This window comes from Streptomyces alanosinicus (assembly GCF_014650595.1).
Lineage (GTDB): Bacteria > Actinomycetota > Actinomycetes > Streptomycetales > Streptomycetaceae > Streptomyces > Streptomyces alanosinicus.
The window spans coordinates 257,768-272,830 of sequence record NZ_BMVG01000002.1 but is presented as its reverse complement, the minus strand read 5'-3'; the positions used below and the strand labels follow the sequence as shown (position 1 = coordinate 272,830).

The window sequence follows — 15,063 nt, the reverse complement described above, 5'->3', positions numbered from 1 at the left end:
GTGCGCGACCTGTCTCGCGGTCTCGGTGTCGGCGTCGCCAGTTCGAGCAGGATCCACGACGCGTTCACCAAACCCCGCCTGCCCGCCTGGGGCCTTCTGCAGCTGTTGGTGGTGGAACTCGCCGGCCGGGCTCCGGACATCGAGCCGGAAGACGAGATGAAGCGGTTCCACCGTCTCTGGGACACGGTCGCCGAGGAGGCCGAGGCTAGGGCTGCAGGAGATGAGGAGCCACCTCCCCTCCATGAGGTCCACGTCAGCCGCGCCCCCGCACCACGAGCCCGGTGGGCCAAGATCTCTCGCCGCCCGGAACCCGGGCAAGTAACCGGCCACTCATTGCCACCCGAGATCAAACGCGTCCTGGTCGACACGCTCGCCGAGCTGTACCGCACCCAGAACCAGGCCGAGGAACTGCTGGAGGACATGGACTTCCCGCCGCAGACCCGGCCCCGCTGGGACGCGACACAGGACATCGTCACCTACTGGCGGCAGGTGGTGCGCGCCCTCGAACTGGGCGCCGTACAGCGCGGCGGCGTACGGCAGTTGCTGGAGACGATGCTGCGGCGCTGGCCCGGCAACCAGGAGCTGCACAAGATCCGCGAGTTCCTCGGCGAGGAGCGGCAGCAGCCGGGCGGCGCCGCCGGGAACGCCGACACGCTGTACCGGACGGTGGAGTTCGTGGGCAGCGAGGAGTACCCGGAGCTGCTCCGGCTGGTGCGCGAACTGGTCGACGCCGACGCCGTCCAGCTGTACGCCGATCACCGGCAGGCCGCCTACCGGGTCACCGAGATGCCCGCGCATCGGCTGGACCGGCTGCGCGAGCGCGCCGCGCACATCGCACCCGGCGTCGAAGTCCTCTACGGCGAGTACGACTTCCGCCCCGCCCTGTACACCCGCCTGGAGGTCATGGGCCCCGACGGCCAGCAGTTCGAGATCCCCTACGTGCCCAACACGACCCTGCCGAGCGAACTGGTCCCCGCCGTCTGGGCGCAGTACCGGACGGAGGCGGCCCAGGACGCCAACGGGCATCTGCTGCACACCGTCGTCGACTACCGCGACGAGAGCGGCGAGGCCCATCGACTCGACCCGGAACGGCCGCTGTACAACCAGGGCGTACGCGACGGCGGCCAGTTGGGCGTCACAACCGCCTAGCGGGTCACGCGAGAGGTCCTCCGCCGGGCCCGACCTCGTGGGTGGCTGGTGTGACGTGCCCGCCGGAGTTTCCCGGCGGGCGGGGTATCAAGGGGACGCGACCCTGACCCTGCGGTCGCCATGGGGGTGCGTCAGCCGGATGTCCGCGCCAGCACCAGGACGAGGACCGGGGCGGAGACGATCGCCATGTGCATGAGCAGGCCGGTGATCGCCTTCATGGCCGGGCGCTCATGGCTGCTCCGCGCGCAGGTTCTCGTAGTGGTCGCACAGGGCTTTGACACAGCGGGCGAGCTTCCGCGCCACGGCCACGCGGACGGGCGGCGTGCAGCCGTCTCCGAGTCTCAGTTTCCTGGTCGCTTCACCGACACAGGCGAGTGCGCAATAGCGAGGGGCGCTGTCTTTCGGTAGCCGTTCGGCCTTCGCCTTCACCTCGGGGATCAGCAGATCCAGGTGACCGCGCAGCATCGCGGTGAGCGTGTTCAGCTCGCATGAGGCTGGAGTCAGGACGTCGGGTGCGTCGTCGGGGCCGAGCAAGATGGCCGCCGTCTCGCGGATCGTCGCGATGTCCAGGGGGAGGGTGGCGGCCCGGGGGCCGGAATCGGATGAGGCGGTAACGTTCGCCATGTCGACGCTCCTCAGCAGCGTTGGCCGTGCCCGGGGCCGTGTCAGCGGTCGCCGGGCTTCGTGATGTCCGCAGCCGGGCACAGCAGAGCCGCTTTCGCGGCGTGCTGACGCGGCGCAAGAAAGAGACTGGACCGGTGGACCGGTCCAGTCAGCTGCTCAAGTGAGCTACTACCCCATCGGGTATGTCTCGATCTCCTCGAAGACGTGCGACGGCGTGACGCCCTCTTCGCACACCAACGGAAGACGGTCCTGGTCATAGGCCGTGTGGACGACGACGGCCACGGCGGCCGGCTGCTCCACCTCAAGGATCCGGGCCTCCTCGTCACTGGCCAGGCGGACCGTGGTGATGTCGACACCTTCGCAGGGCGAGCGGCCGGTTTCACGGCGCACGTAGTGCGTGGTGCCCTCGGCGATCGGGCCCGGCAACGCCAGCCGAGGGGCCACATCGGCGATGCCGAGCGGGAACCATGCGGAGACGACCGTCCCCGGCGAACCGTCGTCGAGCAGCACCAGACGCATCCGACGCAACGCGGTCTCGCCGGGCTCAAGACCGAGGGCTTCCGCCACGTATGCGGGCGGCATGAGCCGGTCCGGCATGCCCAGTCGCCGGTACGGTGCACCACCCATGACACGGCTGGAACCGGCCCGGCGACCGCCCGCGGGCCGCGCGATCGGCGTCTCCACAACCGTGAATCCGGTGCCCTGCCGGGCCGCGACCACACCGTCGGCCCTCAGCACGTCATACGCCTTGACCAGGGCATAAGGCATGTTTCCGATCACTGGACTGGTCCACTGCTCGCGAACCAGAATGCCCGCATGACACTTCCCGAGCCAGCGCCGGAGATCGTGAGGTTCTACACCGAGACCATCGACGAGGCGGACCGGCTGACCACCACGGCCGACGGACGCCTGGAGATGGTGCGCACCCAGGAACTGCTGCGCAGGTACCTGCCGACGCCGCCGGCCCGCGTTCTCGACGTCGGCGGCGGTCCCGGTGCCCATGCGCGATGGCTGATCGAGGACGGCTACAGCGTGCATCTCGTCGACCCGATCCCCCGGCACGTCGAACAGGCCAGGGCCACCGGTGCCACCGTCGAGATCGGCGATGCCCGGGGGCTCACCGCCGAGGACGGCTCGGCCGACGTCGTCCTGCTGCTCGGCCCGCTGTACCACTTGCTCGACCGCGACGACCGCGATCAGGCGCTCGCCGAGGCCTACCGCGTCCTCAAGCCGGGCGGTCTGCTGGCAGCAGCCGGTATCAACCGGTACTCCAGCCTCTTCGAGCACGCCGCGTTCGCGCACCTCCACAAGGAGCAGATGCGAAAGAGCATCAGTCAGATCCTCGCCTCCCAGATCCACGACGGTAAGAAGGCGTTCACAGCCGCCTACTTCCACAGCGGTGAGCAACTGCGTGACGAGGTGGCTACGGCCGGATTCGACGATGCCCGTGTCTTCGGAGTCGAAGGCCCGACCTGGTCCATGCTCGCGGCGGCCGAACGGAACACCGGGGGCGACTTCCGGGACACGCCCTTGTTCGAGTCGGCACTGACTGCCGCACGTATGGCCGAGCCGTACCCCGAGCTGCTGGCGGCGAGTTCGCATCTGCTGGCGGTCGGCCGACGGCCGGTCTGACGCCAGAAGGCGATACGACGGGCCCCCGCCGCCCACTCAAGACGATTCGCGGGCAGGCCCGTCAGGAAGGGCGTGCAGCGGGTGTTTCAACTTCCCTTTCGTCGAGCGTAGGTTCACGATACGGCCGGTATCAGGGTCGCCGGCCGCCGCCTGATCACCAACGACATCAGCGCCGCCGCCGCGCACAGTGTGCCGGCGGCGTACCAGACGAGGTCGTAGGAGCCGAAGACGTCGCGGGCGAGGCCGCCGAGGTAGGCGACGAGGGCCGCGCCGATCTGGTGGGAGGCGAGCACCCAGCCGAAGACGATGGCGCTGTCCTCGCCGAACTGCTCCCGGCACAGGGCCAGGGTGGGCGGGACCGTGGCGACCCAGTCGAGGCCGTAGAAGACGATGAAGAACAGCATCGGAGGGTGGACCGCGGGGCCCAGGAGCATCGGGAGGAAGAGCAGGGAGAGGCCGCGCAGGGCGTAGTAGACCGCGAGGAGGCGGCGCGGTTCGAAGCGGTCGGTGAACCAGCCGGAGGCGATCGTGCCGACGACGTCGAACACGCCGATGACCGCGAGCAGCGAGGCCGCCGTCGTGACCGGCATGCCGTGGTCGTGCTCGGCGGGCACGAAGTGGGTCTGGACCAGTCCGTTGGTGGAGGCACCACAGATCGCGAAGGTGCCGGCGAGCAGCCAGAACGTGCCGGTGCGGACGGCGGTGGAGAGGACGTTCAGAGTGCGGCGGGCGGCGCCGGTCACCGGGGGCGGCTTGGGTATGAACTCGGCCGCGCCGTACGGCTTCTGGCCGATGTCGGCCGGGTGGTCGCGCAGCAGGAGCCATACGAAGGGGACGACGGCGAGGGCGGCCAGGGACACGGTCACGGCCGCCGGGCGCCAGCCGTGGTGCTCGGACAGCCAGGACAGCAGCGGCAGGAAGATCAGCTGGCCGGAGGCGGAGGCGGCGGTGAGGATGCCGCTGACCAGCCCGCGCCGCTCGGTGAACCAGCGGTTGGTGACCGTCGCCGCGAACGCGAGGGCCATCGAGCCGGAGCCCAGGCCGACCAGCAGGCCCCAGCACAGCCACAGCTGCCAGGGCGCCGTCATCCACACGGTCAGCCCGGAGCCGACCGCGATCACGATCAGCGCGACCGCGACCACCCGGCGGATGCCGAAGCGGTCCATCAGCGCGGCGGCGAAGGGGGCGGTGAGTCCGTAGAGCGCGAGGTTGACGGAGACGGCCGCGCCGATCGTGCCGCGTGACCAGCCGAACTCCTGGTGCAGCGGGTCGATGAGCAGGCCGGGCAGGGAGCGGAAGGCGGCCGCGCCGATGATCGTGACGAACGTGGCGGCGGCGACGAACCAGGCGCGGTGCACACGGTGGCGCCGGGTGGGCGGGGCGGCCTGGACGGGGGCTGCGGCTGGGCTTGTCTGAGTCACGTCATAGAGCGTCCGATACCTCGCCCTTCCGTTCGAGTGGCCCGAAGGCCAGCATTCGCTAGGATCGGGCCATGGATGCTCTCACCCCGGGTGCTCTCACCGAGGATTTCCGTCCGCATCGCGTCGTCGTCCTCGCCCTCGACGGGCTGCTCCCCTTCGAACTGGGCATCCCGCACCGCATCTTCGGCCGCCCGAAGGACGAGCGGGGCCGGCCTCTGTACGAGGTGGTGACCTGCTCGGTACGGCCGCCCGGCCCGGTCCGGACGGACGCCGACTTCGCCGTGCACGTGCCGAACGGCCCGGAAGCCCTGGCCGAGGCCGACACGGTGATCGTCCCGGCGTCGTACGAACTGGGCCCGCTCTTCGAGGAGGGCCGGCTCACCGGGGAACTGGCCGCCGCCCTCGCCCGCATCCGCCCCGGCACCCGGCTCGCCTCCATCTGCACCGGTGTCTACGTCCTCGCCGCCGCCGGCTACCTCGACGGCCGCCCGGCGACCACGCACTGGGCCGACGCCGAGCGCTTCCAGCGGCTGTTCCCGAAGATCGAGGTCGACGCGGACGTGCTGTTCATCGACGACGGCGACGTGCTCACCTCGGCGGGCGTGGCCGCCGGGATCGATCTGTGCCTGCACATGGTGCGCCGTGACTTCGGTACGGCGGTCGCCAACGACGTCGCCCGGCGTACGGTCGTCCCGCCGCACCGCGACGGCGGCCAGGCCCAGTACATCCACCGCCCGGTCCCCGACCCTCAGCTGGCCACCACGACCGCGGCCCGCGCCTGGGCGCTGAGCCGGCTGCACGAGCCGATCCAGCTGCGCGACATGGCCGAGCAGGAGGCCATGTCGGTGCGCACCTTCACCCGGCGCTTCCGCGAGGAGGCGGGGGTCAGCCCCGGCCAGTGGCTCACCCAGCAGCGTGTCGAACGCGCCCGCCATCTGCTGGAGACCACGGATCTGTCCATCGACCAGGTGGCCCGCGCGGCCGGCTTCGGCACGGCCCAGTCGATGCGCCAGCATCTGCAGCAGGCCCTCGGGGTGACGCCGACCGCCTATCGCCGGACGTTCCGGGCCGGCGTCAGAACGTGAGCACCGCCCGCGCCACCCGGCCGGCCTCCGCGTCCGCGCGGGCCTTTTCGAAGTCCTCCACGGGATAGACCTCCGTCACCAACTCGTCGAGCAGCAGCCGCCCTTGGCGGTACAGCTCGGCGTACAGGGCGATGTCCCGCTGGGGCCGCGAGGAGCCGTACCGGCAGCCGAGGACCGACTTGTCCAGGTAGAGGGAGGAGACCAGGAAGGACGCCTCCGCGGCGGCCGGCGGGACGCCGAGCAGGACCGCCTGGCCGTGCCGGTCGAGGAGGTCGATCGCCTGCCGGATCAGCTCCACCCGGCCGACGCACTCGAAGGCGTGGTCGGCGCCCGTGGGCAGCAGGTCCCTGACGCCCTCCGCCGAGGTCAGGAAGTCGGTGGCACCGAACTGCCGGGCCGCCGACTCCTTGGCCGGATCGGCGTCCACGGCGATGATCCGGAGCGCCCCCGCGAGCCGCGCGCCCTGCAGTACGTTCAGCCCGATGCCGCCGGTCCCGATGACGACGACGCTGTCCCCGCGGTCCACCCGCGCCCGGTTCAGCACCGCGCCGACACCGGTGAGCACCCCGCACCCGATCAGCGCGGCGGCCCGAAGGGGGATGTCCTTCGGGATCGGCACGGCCTGTACGGCCTTCACGATCGTGCGTTCCGCGAAGGCGGAGTTGGAGGCGAACTGGTACACCGGGTCCGCGGCGCCCCGGGTGAACGGCTTCCCCGGACGCCCGATCGCCTCCCGGCACATCGTCGGCCGGCCCCGGTCGCACTCCGGGCAGGTGCCGCAGTTGGCGAGCGTGGACAGCGCCACATGGTCACCGGGCCCGACATGGGTGACCCCCGCACCGACCGCCTCCACCACCCCGGCGCCCTCGTGCCCGAGCACCACCGGCACCGGGAACGGAATGGTGCCGTCCACCACGGACAGATCGCTGTGGCACAGCCCCGCCGCCGCGATGGCGACCAGCACCTCACCGGGCCCCGGCTCGCGCACGGCCAGATCCTCCACCACCCGTACCCGCTTGCCGTCGAACACCACACCACGCATCACAGGGCCCCCTTGGGCTCTCTGGGCAGACCGAGCACACGCTCGGCGATGATCGTGCGCTGCACCTGGTCCGAGCCGCCGTAGACGGTGTCGGCCCGGGAGAAGAGGAACAGCTGCTGGCTCGCGTCGAGTCGGTACGGCGCCGAGGGCGACCAGTCCTCGGGTCCGGCCGTGGCCGCCGCGCCCCTCACCTGCATCGCCAGCTCGCCCAGCCGCTGATGCCAGCCGGCCCACAGCAGCTTGGCCACACTGGGCGCGCCGGGGCCGGCCGGGCCGCCGAGGGTGCGCAGGGCGTGCCGGCGCATGGTGCCCAGCTCGGCCCACTGCCGTACGAGCCGCGACCGTACGACGGGATCCCGCACGGCGCCGTTCTGTACGGCGGTCCGCACGACAGCCGCCAACTCCTCGGCGAACCCGATCTGCTGGGCCAGCGTCGACACCCCCCGCTCGAACCCGAGCAGGCTCATGGCCACCCGCCACCCCTGCCCCTCTCCCCCGACGACGTGCTCCGCGCGCGCGTAGGCCCCGTCGAAGAAGACCTCGTTGAAGTCGCTGGTGCCGGTCAGCTGCCGGATGGGGCGGACCTCGATGCGGCCGGGCTGGTCCATGGGGACGAGCAGGAAGCCGAGCCCGTGATGACGGCGGGAGTCGGGGTCGGTGCGGGCCAGCACGAAGCACCAGTCGGCCTCATGGGCGAGGGAGGTCCAGATCTTCTGGCCGCTGATCCGGTACCCCTCCCCTTCCCGCACCGCCGCGGTCCGCACCCCGGCCAGGTCCGACCCGGCACCGGGCTCGCTGTACCCCTGACACCACAGCTCCGCACCGGCCGCGACCGGGGGCAGGAAACGGGACTTCTGCTCCTCGGTGCCGTGCGCGATGAGCGTGGGAGCGAGCAGATTCTCCCCGATGTGCCCGGACCGCGGGGGCGCGCTCGACCGGGCGTACTCCTCGGCCCAGACGACCTGCTGGGTGAGCGTGGCCGTCCGATTCCCGTATCCGGACTCCGCCCACCCGATCCCTATCCAGCCGGCTTTTCCGAGGGCGCGTTCCCAAGTACGCCTGTCTGTCGATGAGTTGGCGTGCTCGGCCAACCAGGCCTGAGCCTCGGCACGGAATCCCTCGTCCTCTTCACTGAACCCGAAGTCCATGGTGAACCACCTTCGACAGGGCGCGAATGCGACATGGCTGACTGCAACTCCCCAAGGGGCGCGGGGCTGTATCGATATGCGGCTCCGCCGCGTGGGCGCGACCAGCCACGACGCACCCGCAGCCGCCCGACCACAACGCCCCCCGAGCCACTAGGCGTTCGGCCGGAACCCACCCCGCGCCGCCGTTTCCATCGCCGAAAGCCGGGACAGCATCGGCATCGGATCCACCCCCACCTCCCCCGGCAGCACCTCCGCGACCCGCTCCGGCGTCCAGCCGCCCTCCGCGTGCACCGAACGGAGTTCCCTCGGCTGGGCCCACACCGCGATCTTCGGGCCGGCGACCGTGTACACCTGCCCGGTGATCCCCTGCTCCGCCGCCCCGGCCGACAGCAGGTACACCACCAGCGCCGCCACATCCTCCGGCTCGCCGATCTCCGCCAGCTCCATGGGGACGTTCGCCGACATCCGCGTACGCGCCACCGGCGCCACCGCGTTCGCGGTCACCCCGTACTTGTGCAGGCCCAGCGCCGCGCTCCGCACCAGCGAGATGATCCCGCCCTTCGCCGCGCTGTAGTTGGCCTGGGACACCGACCCCTGGTGGTTGCCGCTGGTGAAGCCGATCAGCGTGCCCGAGCGCTGCTTCCGCATCACCGCGGACGCCGCCCGGAAGACGGTGAACGTGCCCTTGAGGTGGGTGGCGATCACCGGATCCCACTCCTCCTCGGTCATGTTGAACAGCATCCGCTCCCGCAGGATCCCGGCCACGCACACGACGCCGTCGAGCCGGCCGTACGACGCCAGGGCCGTGTCGACGACCCGCTGTCCGCCCGCCATCGCGGAGATGTCGTCGGCCACCGCGACCGCTTCCCCGCCCGCCGCCTCGATCTCCTTGACGACGGCCTCGGCGACCTCGCTCGTGGGCGAGGCGCCGTCCATGGCGACGCCGTAGTCGTTGACGACGACCTTCGCGCCCTCGGCGGCGGCCGCGCGCGCGACCGCCCGGCCGATCCCGCGCCCCGCGCCGGTCACGGCGACGACCTTTCCTGCCAAGAAGTTCCCCACGCCCGGCCCCTTCCCGCGGTTTCTGACGGTCCGTTAGATTTTATGGCGCGTCGAGCGTACGGACACAAGCCCCGGGAGGCACCGGATGGCACTGCCACAGGAGTTCCACGAGATCGCGGGGCGCGTGAACAACTGGGGGCGCTGGGGGGCGGACGACGAGATCGGGACCCTGAACCTCATCACCGACGAGGTCGTACGCGCGGCCGCGGCCGAGGTCCGTACCGGGCGCCGGATCGCGCTCGCCGTTCCCCTCCGGCAGGACGGCATCCAGACCGGCCTGATCCCCGGACGCGTCAACCCCCTGCACGCCATGGTCCAGATCAACCAGGAGCTCTTCGGGCCGGGCACGGTGGCCTGCAGCGACGACGCGGTGACCATGGGCCTGCAGGCGGGCACGCACTGGGACGCGCTCACCCATGTCTCGCACTCGGGCAGGCTCTACAACGGCCGTCCGGCGCACACGGTCACCGCGCACGGCGGCGCGGAGTTCAGCGGGATCGACAAGGCGCGGCACGTCGTCTCGCGCGGGGTGCTGCTGGACGTGGCACGCGCGCGTGGCGTGGACCGGCTGGACGGCGGCCACGCGGTCACACCGGAGGACCTGGACGCGGCAGAGGAGTTCGCCGGGACCAGGGTGCGGGCCGGGGACATCGTGCTGGTGCGCACGGGGCAGATCCAGGTGTGCCTGGCCGGGGACAAGCACGGGTACGGCTATCCGTCGCCGGGGCTGTCCATCCGTACACCGGAGTGGTTCCACGCGCGCGATGTCGCGGCGGTCGCGAACGACACGCTCACTTTTGAGATATTTCCGCCCGAGTCGGAGAATCTCTGGTTGCCCGTGCATGCCCTGGACCTGGTGGAGATGGGGATGCTCCAGGGCCAGAACTGGAATCTCGAAGAGTTGTCCACAGCCTGTGGAGAAGAAGGGCGGTACGCGTTCTGGCTGTCGGCGATGCCGGAGCCGTTCGTCGGCGCGACGGGCACACCGGTGGCCCCCGTGGCCGTCCTCTGAGATCCCTCGCACGCGGCAGTCGACCGGCCGGGCGGCGCGCCTCCCCCCACGGCCTTGCGCACGCGCCGCCCACCGGGTGCGACCCACACTCGGCGAGGACCGCCGTCAGCCATGGCCCTCGCCGTCCCCTCGCGGCGAATCGTCGCCCACAAGCGTGTTCAGGAGGTCATGGCGCGTCAACGCCGGTACGGAGATTTGTTACGTACGCCCGGATCGTGGCACCCGCGCACGGATGCACCCCCGGCGCACCGCCGCGCCGGCCGCTAGGGCTTGTCGTCAAATTCCCGTCGTCCGCCCGGAGGGCGGGCCCGGTGGCGTCTGGCGCGTGCAGCTGCAAGGCGGAGGAGGGAGTCGACGCGGGCGTCGGCGACCGACGACAACGCCGCTGGGGGTGCCCCCTCTGGGGGAGTGCGTGCCAGACGCCACCGGGCAGCCGGGAATTTGACGACAGGCCCTAGACCGCTTCGAAGGCGAGACCCTCGTACGCGGGCAGTCCGCTCCCGTACGCCATCGGCGCGCTCTGTCCGGCCGGCGAACAGCGGTCCAGTTCGCACCAGATGCTCTTGCCGGCGCCTTCCGGGCTCCAGCCCCAGCGATCGGCCAGGCAGTCGACGAGCGCCAGGCCCCGGCCGCCGGTGGCATCACCGCCGGCGCAGCGCGGCACGGGTGCGCGGGAGCTGTTGTCGGCCACCTCGACGCGCACCGTGGCCACCGCGAGCGGGTCGTCCTGCGCGGACTGCGCGGACTGCGCGGACTGCGCGGACTGCGCGGACTGCGCGGACTGCGCCGGCCCCTCGGACTCCTCCGACTCCTGGGCGCTCTCGGGCGGTTCGATCCTCGCGAGCGCTTCGGCTTCCATGCCCGGCAGGGAGAGCCGCAGCACGGCCGCGCGGCCGGTGTGCACCACCGCGTTGGTCACCAGCTCGGAGACCAGCAGGATCAGGTTCTCGGCCAGCGGCTCGTCGGCCGCTATCCCGAGCCCGGCGAGCCGCGAGCGGGCCCACCTCCTCGCCCGGCCCACCTCCGTGGGGTCGGGCCGGATCTCCAGCTGCACTTGAAGCACCTGCACCGCTCACACCATCCGAACCGGCGGACACATGAACCCACGCCGTCCCGCCGCCACGGCAGAAGCCGGACCGACGAGCGCGAGGGCCACGATCGTAGCCATTTTCTGCATGGCCAGAACAACGGCCAGAGCAAGGGTCACGGAACGTGATTCCCTTTGGAGCCAGCATGGTTGACGTACAGTCACCCCAACAAGCGCTTCGGGCATATTCCAGCGCGAAGGAGTACGTGTGCGCCATACTGTGCGACGCTCGTGCCGGGGTCTCGAACAGGCGGCGGCCGAAGCCGTCACCGCACCGCGAGCAGCGACGCGCACCGCGCGAACCGGCACTGCCCCAGGGGCACCGCCGGCCCGGCCCGCGCTCGCAGCCACTCGCATCCCACACAAGGTACCGGAGCGGACCCCCGACTCCGGGTCGTGACGAGTCACGCGAAGGACACAACCGGGTATCGACGCTCAGTGATAGCGACATGCCACGATCCGCGACATCTTGGGCCATGGCTTTCCCGCAGCCGCAGCCCAGGCCGGTGCCACGCCCTCAGGCCGCCAGACGCGCGGCGAGCAACTCCTCACTCTCCGTGCCCCCTCCGCCACGACGGGCCCGCACCCAGGCCCGTTTCAGATGCAGATGCACATCCGCCTCCCAGGTGAACCCCATGCCGCCGTGCACCTGGAGGCAGTCACGGGCGCCGCGCACGGCGGCCTCGTCGGCGAGCAGCCGGGCCGCGGCGATGTCGGCCGGGTCGGCGGTGACGGCGGCCGCGTAGACGGCGACACGTGCGATCTCGGTGCGGGCCAGGAGGTCCGCGCACAGATGCTTGACCGCCTGGAAGGCGCCGATCGGCTGTCCGAACTGCTCTCGCGTCCGGGCGTGTTGCACGGCCAGCTCGCCCACGCGTACGGCGGTGCCGAGCTGCTCGGCCGCGGTGAGCAGCACGGCCACGGGGTCCGCGGCGGCGACACCCCGGGCATCGGGCACCCGGTGCAGGGGCGTCAGCGGGTCCAGTGAGCGCAGCGGCAGGGCGGCCTGGGCATCGCCCAGCACGGTGTCCGCCTCGTCCAGCCACTCCACCAGCTCCCCGTCGACCGCCGTCACGACCGTCTCGCCGCCGGCCGCGCCCGGTACGGTCCCGGCGGCGAGATGGGTCGCGACGAGGGGGCCGGGCAGCAGGGCCCGCCCCGCCTCCTCGAAGACCAGCACCGCCTCCGCCAGGCCCAGTCCGACCCCGCCGGCCCGCTCGGGCAGCCGCAGCGCGAAGAACCCGGCGTCCCCGAGCGCCCGCCACAGCTCCCGGTCGAGCCGCCCCGGCGTGTCCACGGCCCGCCGCACCGCCTCCCGCCCGAACCGCCGCTCCAGCAGCTCCCGCACGCCCGCCTTCAACGCCCGCTGATCGTCGGTGAGTTGGAACCGCACGCTCATCTCCCCTTCGGCAGGCCGAGGATCCGTTCGGCCACGATGTTCCGCTGGATCTGCGAGGTGCCGGCGGCGATCGTGTACGACAGGGACGACAGGCGGTCGAGGACCCACGGCCGGTCCAGGTCGAGGGCGTCCGGGCCGAGGACGTCGGCAGCGGCGTCGTACAGCTGCTGGCGGGCGTGCGAGTAGCGGAGCTTGAAGACCGAGCCGCCGGCGCCGGGCACCCCGCCGCTCGCCTCCGCCGCGCTCACGTTCCACTGGGTCAGCCGCCACAGCGCCCGGAACTCCGCCTCCAGCCGGCCGAGCCGGCGCCGCAGCACGGGGTCGTCCCAGCGGCCGCTCCGCTGTGCGGCCGCGGCGAGTTCGCCGAGGACGCGGCGGCAGGCGACGACCTCGCCGACGAAGGCGGTGCCGCGTTCGAAGGACAGCGTCACCATGGTCACGCGCCACCCGTCGTTCTCCGCGCCGACCCGGCCCGCCGCCGGCACCCGCACCTCGTCCAGGAACACCTCGGCGAACTCCGCCGACCCGGCGAGCGTGCGCAGCGGCCGTACGGTGACGCCGTCGGCGTCCATGGGCATGGCGAGCCAGGTGATCCCCCGGTGCCTGGGCGCGTCCGGGTCCGTGCGGACCAGCAGTTCGCACCAGTCGGCGACCTCGGCGTGCGAGGTCCAGATCTTGGACCCGGTGACCACGTAGTCGTCGCCGTCGCGCCACGCGCGCGTGCGCAGCGCGGCGAGGTCGGAGCCGGCGCCGGGCTCGCTGAACCCCTGGCACCACACCTCCTCGCCGCGCAGGATCGGCGGCAGCCAGCGCGCCCGCTGCTCGTCGGTGCCCTCGGCGGCGATGGTCGGCCCGGCGTGCAGCAGCCCGACGAAGTTGGCGCCCACGTAGGGGGCGCCCGCCTTCTCCGTCTCCTCCAGGAAGATCAGCCGCACGGTCGGCGAGGCGTCCCAGCGGACGTCGGCGTACCCGGCGTCGTACAGCATCCGCTGCCAGCCGAGGTCGTAGGCGCGCCGGCCGGGCCAGTCGTCCGGGGCCGGCTTCGCGGGCAGCGTGGGCAGCACCTTGGCGAGCCACTCCCGCAGCCGGCCCCGGAACTCCTCCTCCTGCGGCGTGTACGAGAGGTCCGTCACCTGTCGAGGTCCAGGCCGAGCATGCGGATGGCGTTGCCCCGCATCAGCTTGTACACGGTCTCGTCGTCCAGGCCCTTCACATGGTCGAGGGCGACCTCTTTGGTGTGCGGGAAGGTCGAGTCGACGTGCGGGTAGTCGGTCTCGAAGGTGGCGTTGTCGCGGCCGACGACGTCGATCGAGGCGACCCCGTGCTTGTCGCGGAAGAAGCAGCAGAAGATCTGCCGGTAGTAGTACGTCGACGGCGGCTCCGGGATCAGGTCCCGCACCCCGCCCCAGGCGCGATGCTCCTCCCACACGTCGTCGGCGCGCTCCAGGGCGTACGGGATCCAGCCCATCTGGCCTTCGGAGTAGGCGAGTCTGAGGGCCGGGAACTTCACCAGCACGCCGCTGAACAGGTAGTCCATCATCGAGGCCATCGCGTTGTTGAAGCTGAGCGAGGCCTGGACGGCGGGCGGGGCGTCCGGGGAGGCGGCCGGCATCTGCGAGCTGCTGCCGATGTGCATGTTGACGACCGTGCCGGTCTCCTGGCAGGCGGCGAAGAAGGGGTCCCAGTAGCCGGAGTGGATGGACGGCAGCCCGAGATGGGTGGGGATCTCCGAGAAGGTCACCGCCCGCACCCCGCGCTCCGCGTTCCGCCGGATCTCCGCGACCGCCAGCTCCACGTCCCACAGGGGGATGAGACACAGCGGGATCAGCCGCCCCCCGCTTCCCCCGCACCACTCCTCCACCATCCAGTCGTTGTAGGCGCGTACGCAGGCGAGGGCGACCTCCTTGTCGTGCGCCTCGGCGAAGGTCTGCCCGCAAAACCGCGGGAAGGTCGGGAAGCAGAGGCTGGCCTCGACGTGGTTGAGGTCCATGTCGGCGAGCCGCGCCTTCGGGTCCCAGCAGCCGCGCCGCATCTGCTCCCGGGTGATCCCCTCCAGCGTCATCTCGTCCCGGTCGAAGCCGACGGCGGCGATGTTGCGTTTGTACGGGAACTTCAGGTCCTCGTAGATCCACCAGTCCGTCGGCTGGCCCGCCGGGTCCATGGTGATCTGGTACTTACCGCCGACGTAGGCCAGCTCCCCGATGCCGGCGGTCAGCTGCCTGGGGCCGCGGTCCCGGTACTTGGCCGGCAGCCAGGTCTCGAAGAGATGGGCGGGCTCGATCACATGGTCGTCGACGCTGATGATGCGGGGCAGTTCGGTCATGGTTCCCCTCCGCGTTCCCTGCCGCCGGACAGTGCGTGGCCGGACAGTACTTATCTGATGACCCGTCAGATAGCATGGC

At 71.5% G+C, this 15,063-nt stretch carries 14 protein-coding genes; 4 read left to right on the top strand and 10 right to left on the bottom strand.

Annotated features, from left to right (window positions below; genetic code table 11):
* Nucleotides 1-1,149 (top strand): effector-associated domain EAD1-containing protein, encoded by a 1,149-nt coding sequence (locus IE277_RS07535; protein ID WP_189949740.1) that lies wholly within the window; start codon nt 1-3, stop codon nt 1,147-1,149.
* 228 nt (nt 1,150-1,377) lie between these two features.
* Here the strand turns inward: IE277_RS07535 and IE277_RS07530 are convergent, their stop codons facing one another.
* Together IE277_RS07530 and IE277_RS07525 are read right to left on the bottom strand one after the other, a co-directional pair.
* Nucleotides 1,378-1,773: a DUF6415 family natural product biosynthesis protein gene (locus IE277_RS07530; RefSeq protein ID WP_189949738.1), complete on the bottom strand. Its 396-nt coding sequence runs from the start codon at nt 1,771-1,773 to the stop codon at nt 1,378-1,380.
* Nucleotides 1,774-1,941: 168 nt separating this feature from the next.
* Nucleotides 1,942-2,541: a UTRA domain-containing protein gene (locus IE277_RS07525; protein ID WP_189949736.1), complete on the bottom strand. Its 600-nt coding sequence runs from the start codon at nt 2,539-2,541 to the stop codon at nt 1,942-1,944.
* A gap of 48 nt (nt 2,542-2,589) precedes the next feature.
* Between IE277_RS07525 and IE277_RS07520 the strand changes: the two genes are divergently transcribed.
* Nucleotides 2,590-3,405: a class I SAM-dependent methyltransferase gene (locus IE277_RS07520; protein WP_189949734.1), complete on the top strand. Its 816-nt coding sequence runs from the start codon at nt 2,590-2,592 to the stop codon at nt 3,403-3,405.
* 113 nt (nt 3,406-3,518) lie between these two features.
* Here IE277_RS07520 and IE277_RS07515 read toward each other — a convergent pair whose 3' ends face one another.
* Nucleotides 3,519-4,826 (bottom strand): MFS transporter, encoded by a 1,308-nt coding sequence (locus IE277_RS07515; RefSeq protein WP_189949732.1) that lies wholly within the window; start codon nt 4,824-4,826, stop codon nt 3,519-3,521.
* A gap of 71 nt (nt 4,827-4,897) precedes the next feature.
* Here IE277_RS07515 and IE277_RS07510 point away from each other — a divergent pair, with 71 nt between their 5' ends.
* The gene (locus IE277_RS07510) at nt 4,898-5,911 is read left to right on the top strand and encodes a GlxA family transcriptional regulator (protein ID WP_189949730.1); all 1,014 of its coding nucleotides are present in this window, start codon (nt 4,898-4,900) and stop codon (nt 5,909-5,911) included.
* On the opposite strand, the gene IE277_RS07505 is transcribed toward IE277_RS07510, so the two are convergent.
* The 3 genes from IE277_RS07505 to IE277_RS07495 all read right to left on the bottom strand — a co-directional run bounded on the left by IE277_RS07505 (nt 5,901) and on the right by IE277_RS07495 (nt 9,163).
* Nucleotides 5,901-6,953: a Zn-dependent alcohol dehydrogenase gene (locus IE277_RS07505; protein WP_189949727.1), complete on the bottom strand. Its 1,053-nt coding sequence runs from the start codon at nt 6,951-6,953 to the stop codon at nt 5,901-5,903. The genes IE277_RS07510 and IE277_RS07505 overlap by 11 nt on opposite strands.
* Complete coding sequence (locus tag IE277_RS07500; protein WP_189949725.1) at nt 6,953-8,101, bottom strand: acyl-CoA dehydrogenase family protein; 1,149 nt, start codon at nt 8,099-8,101, stop codon at nt 6,953-6,955. The genes IE277_RS07505 and IE277_RS07500 overlap by 1 nt, the downstream gene beginning before the upstream one ends.
* Before the next feature lie 150 nt (nt 8,102-8,251).
* Nucleotides 8,252-9,163 (bottom strand): SDR family NAD(P)-dependent oxidoreductase, encoded by a 912-nt coding sequence (locus IE277_RS07495; RefSeq protein WP_189949724.1) that lies wholly within the window; start codon nt 9,161-9,163, stop codon nt 8,252-8,254.
* A gap of 85 nt (nt 9,164-9,248) precedes the next feature.
* Here IE277_RS07495 and IE277_RS07490 point away from each other — a divergent pair, with 85 nt between their 5' ends.
* Nucleotides 9,249-10,175, top strand: coding sequence for a cyclase family protein (locus IE277_RS07490; RefSeq protein ID WP_189949722.1), 927 nt, complete (start codon nt 9,249-9,251; stop codon nt 10,173-10,175).
* Between the two features lie 454 nt (nt 10,176-10,629).
* On the opposite strand, the gene IE277_RS07485 is transcribed toward IE277_RS07490, so the two are convergent.
* The 4 genes from IE277_RS07485 to IE277_RS07470 form a co-directional block, all read right to left on the bottom strand.
* Nucleotides 10,630-11,229 carry an ATP-binding protein gene (locus tag IE277_RS07485; protein WP_189950145.1) on the bottom strand — a complete coding sequence of 200 codons (600 nt, stop codon included), beginning with the start codon at nt 11,227-11,229 and terminating at the stop codon, nt 10,630-10,632.
* 550 nt (nt 11,230-11,779) lie between these two features.
* On the bottom strand, nt 11,780-12,655 hold the full coding sequence (locus IE277_RS07480; RefSeq protein ID WP_189950143.1) for an acyl-CoA dehydrogenase family protein: 876 nt from the start codon (nt 12,653-12,655) through the stop codon (nt 11,780-11,782).
* Nucleotides 12,656-12,657: 2 nt separating this feature from the next.
* Nucleotides 12,658-13,794 carry an acyl-CoA dehydrogenase gene (locus IE277_RS07475; protein WP_189949720.1) on the bottom strand — a complete coding sequence of 379 codons (1,137 nt, stop codon included), beginning with the start codon at nt 13,792-13,794 and terminating at the stop codon, nt 12,658-12,660.
* Nucleotides 13,791-14,984 carry an amidohydrolase family protein gene (locus IE277_RS07470; RefSeq protein WP_189949718.1) on the bottom strand — a complete coding sequence of 398 codons (1,194 nt, stop codon included), beginning with the start codon at nt 14,982-14,984 and terminating at the stop codon, nt 13,791-13,793. Before IE277_RS07470 ends, IE277_RS07475 begins: the two co-directional genes overlap by 4 nt.
* Nucleotides 14,985-15,063: the final 79 nt, after the last annotated feature.

What these genes read in the sequence shown, in the direction of transcription:
- IE277_RS07530 (WP_189949738.1), bottom strand. Translation starts at nt 1,773, where the DNA reads ATGGCGAACGTTACCGCCTCATCCGATTCCGGCCCCCGGGCCGCCACC.
- IE277_RS07525 (WP_189949736.1), bottom strand. Translation starts at nt 2,541, where the DNA reads ATGCCTTATGCCCTGGTCAAGGCGTATGACGTGCTGAGGGCCGACGGT.
- IE277_RS07520 (WP_189949734.1), top strand. Translation starts at nt 2,590, where the DNA reads ATGACACTTCCCGAGCCAGCGCCGGAGATCGTGAGGTTCTACACCGAG.
- IE277_RS07510 (WP_189949730.1), top strand. Translation starts at nt 4,898, where the DNA reads ATGGATGCTCTCACCCCGGGTGCTCTCACCGAGGATTTCCGTCCGCAT.
- IE277_RS07505 (WP_189949727.1), bottom strand. Translation starts at nt 6,953, where the DNA reads ATGCGTGGTGTGGTGTTCGACGGCAAGCGGGTACGGGTGGTGGAGGAT.
- IE277_RS07500 (WP_189949725.1), bottom strand. Translation starts at nt 8,101, where the DNA reads ATGGACTTCGGGTTCAGTGAAGAGGACGAGGGATTCCGTGCCGAGGCT.
- IE277_RS07490 (WP_189949722.1), top strand. Translation starts at nt 9,249, where the DNA reads ATGGCACTGCCACAGGAGTTCCACGAGATCGCGGGGCGCGTGAACAAC.
- IE277_RS07470 (WP_189949718.1), bottom strand. Translation starts at nt 14,984, where the DNA reads ATGACCGAACTGCCCCGCATCATCAGCGTCGACGACCATGTGATCGAG.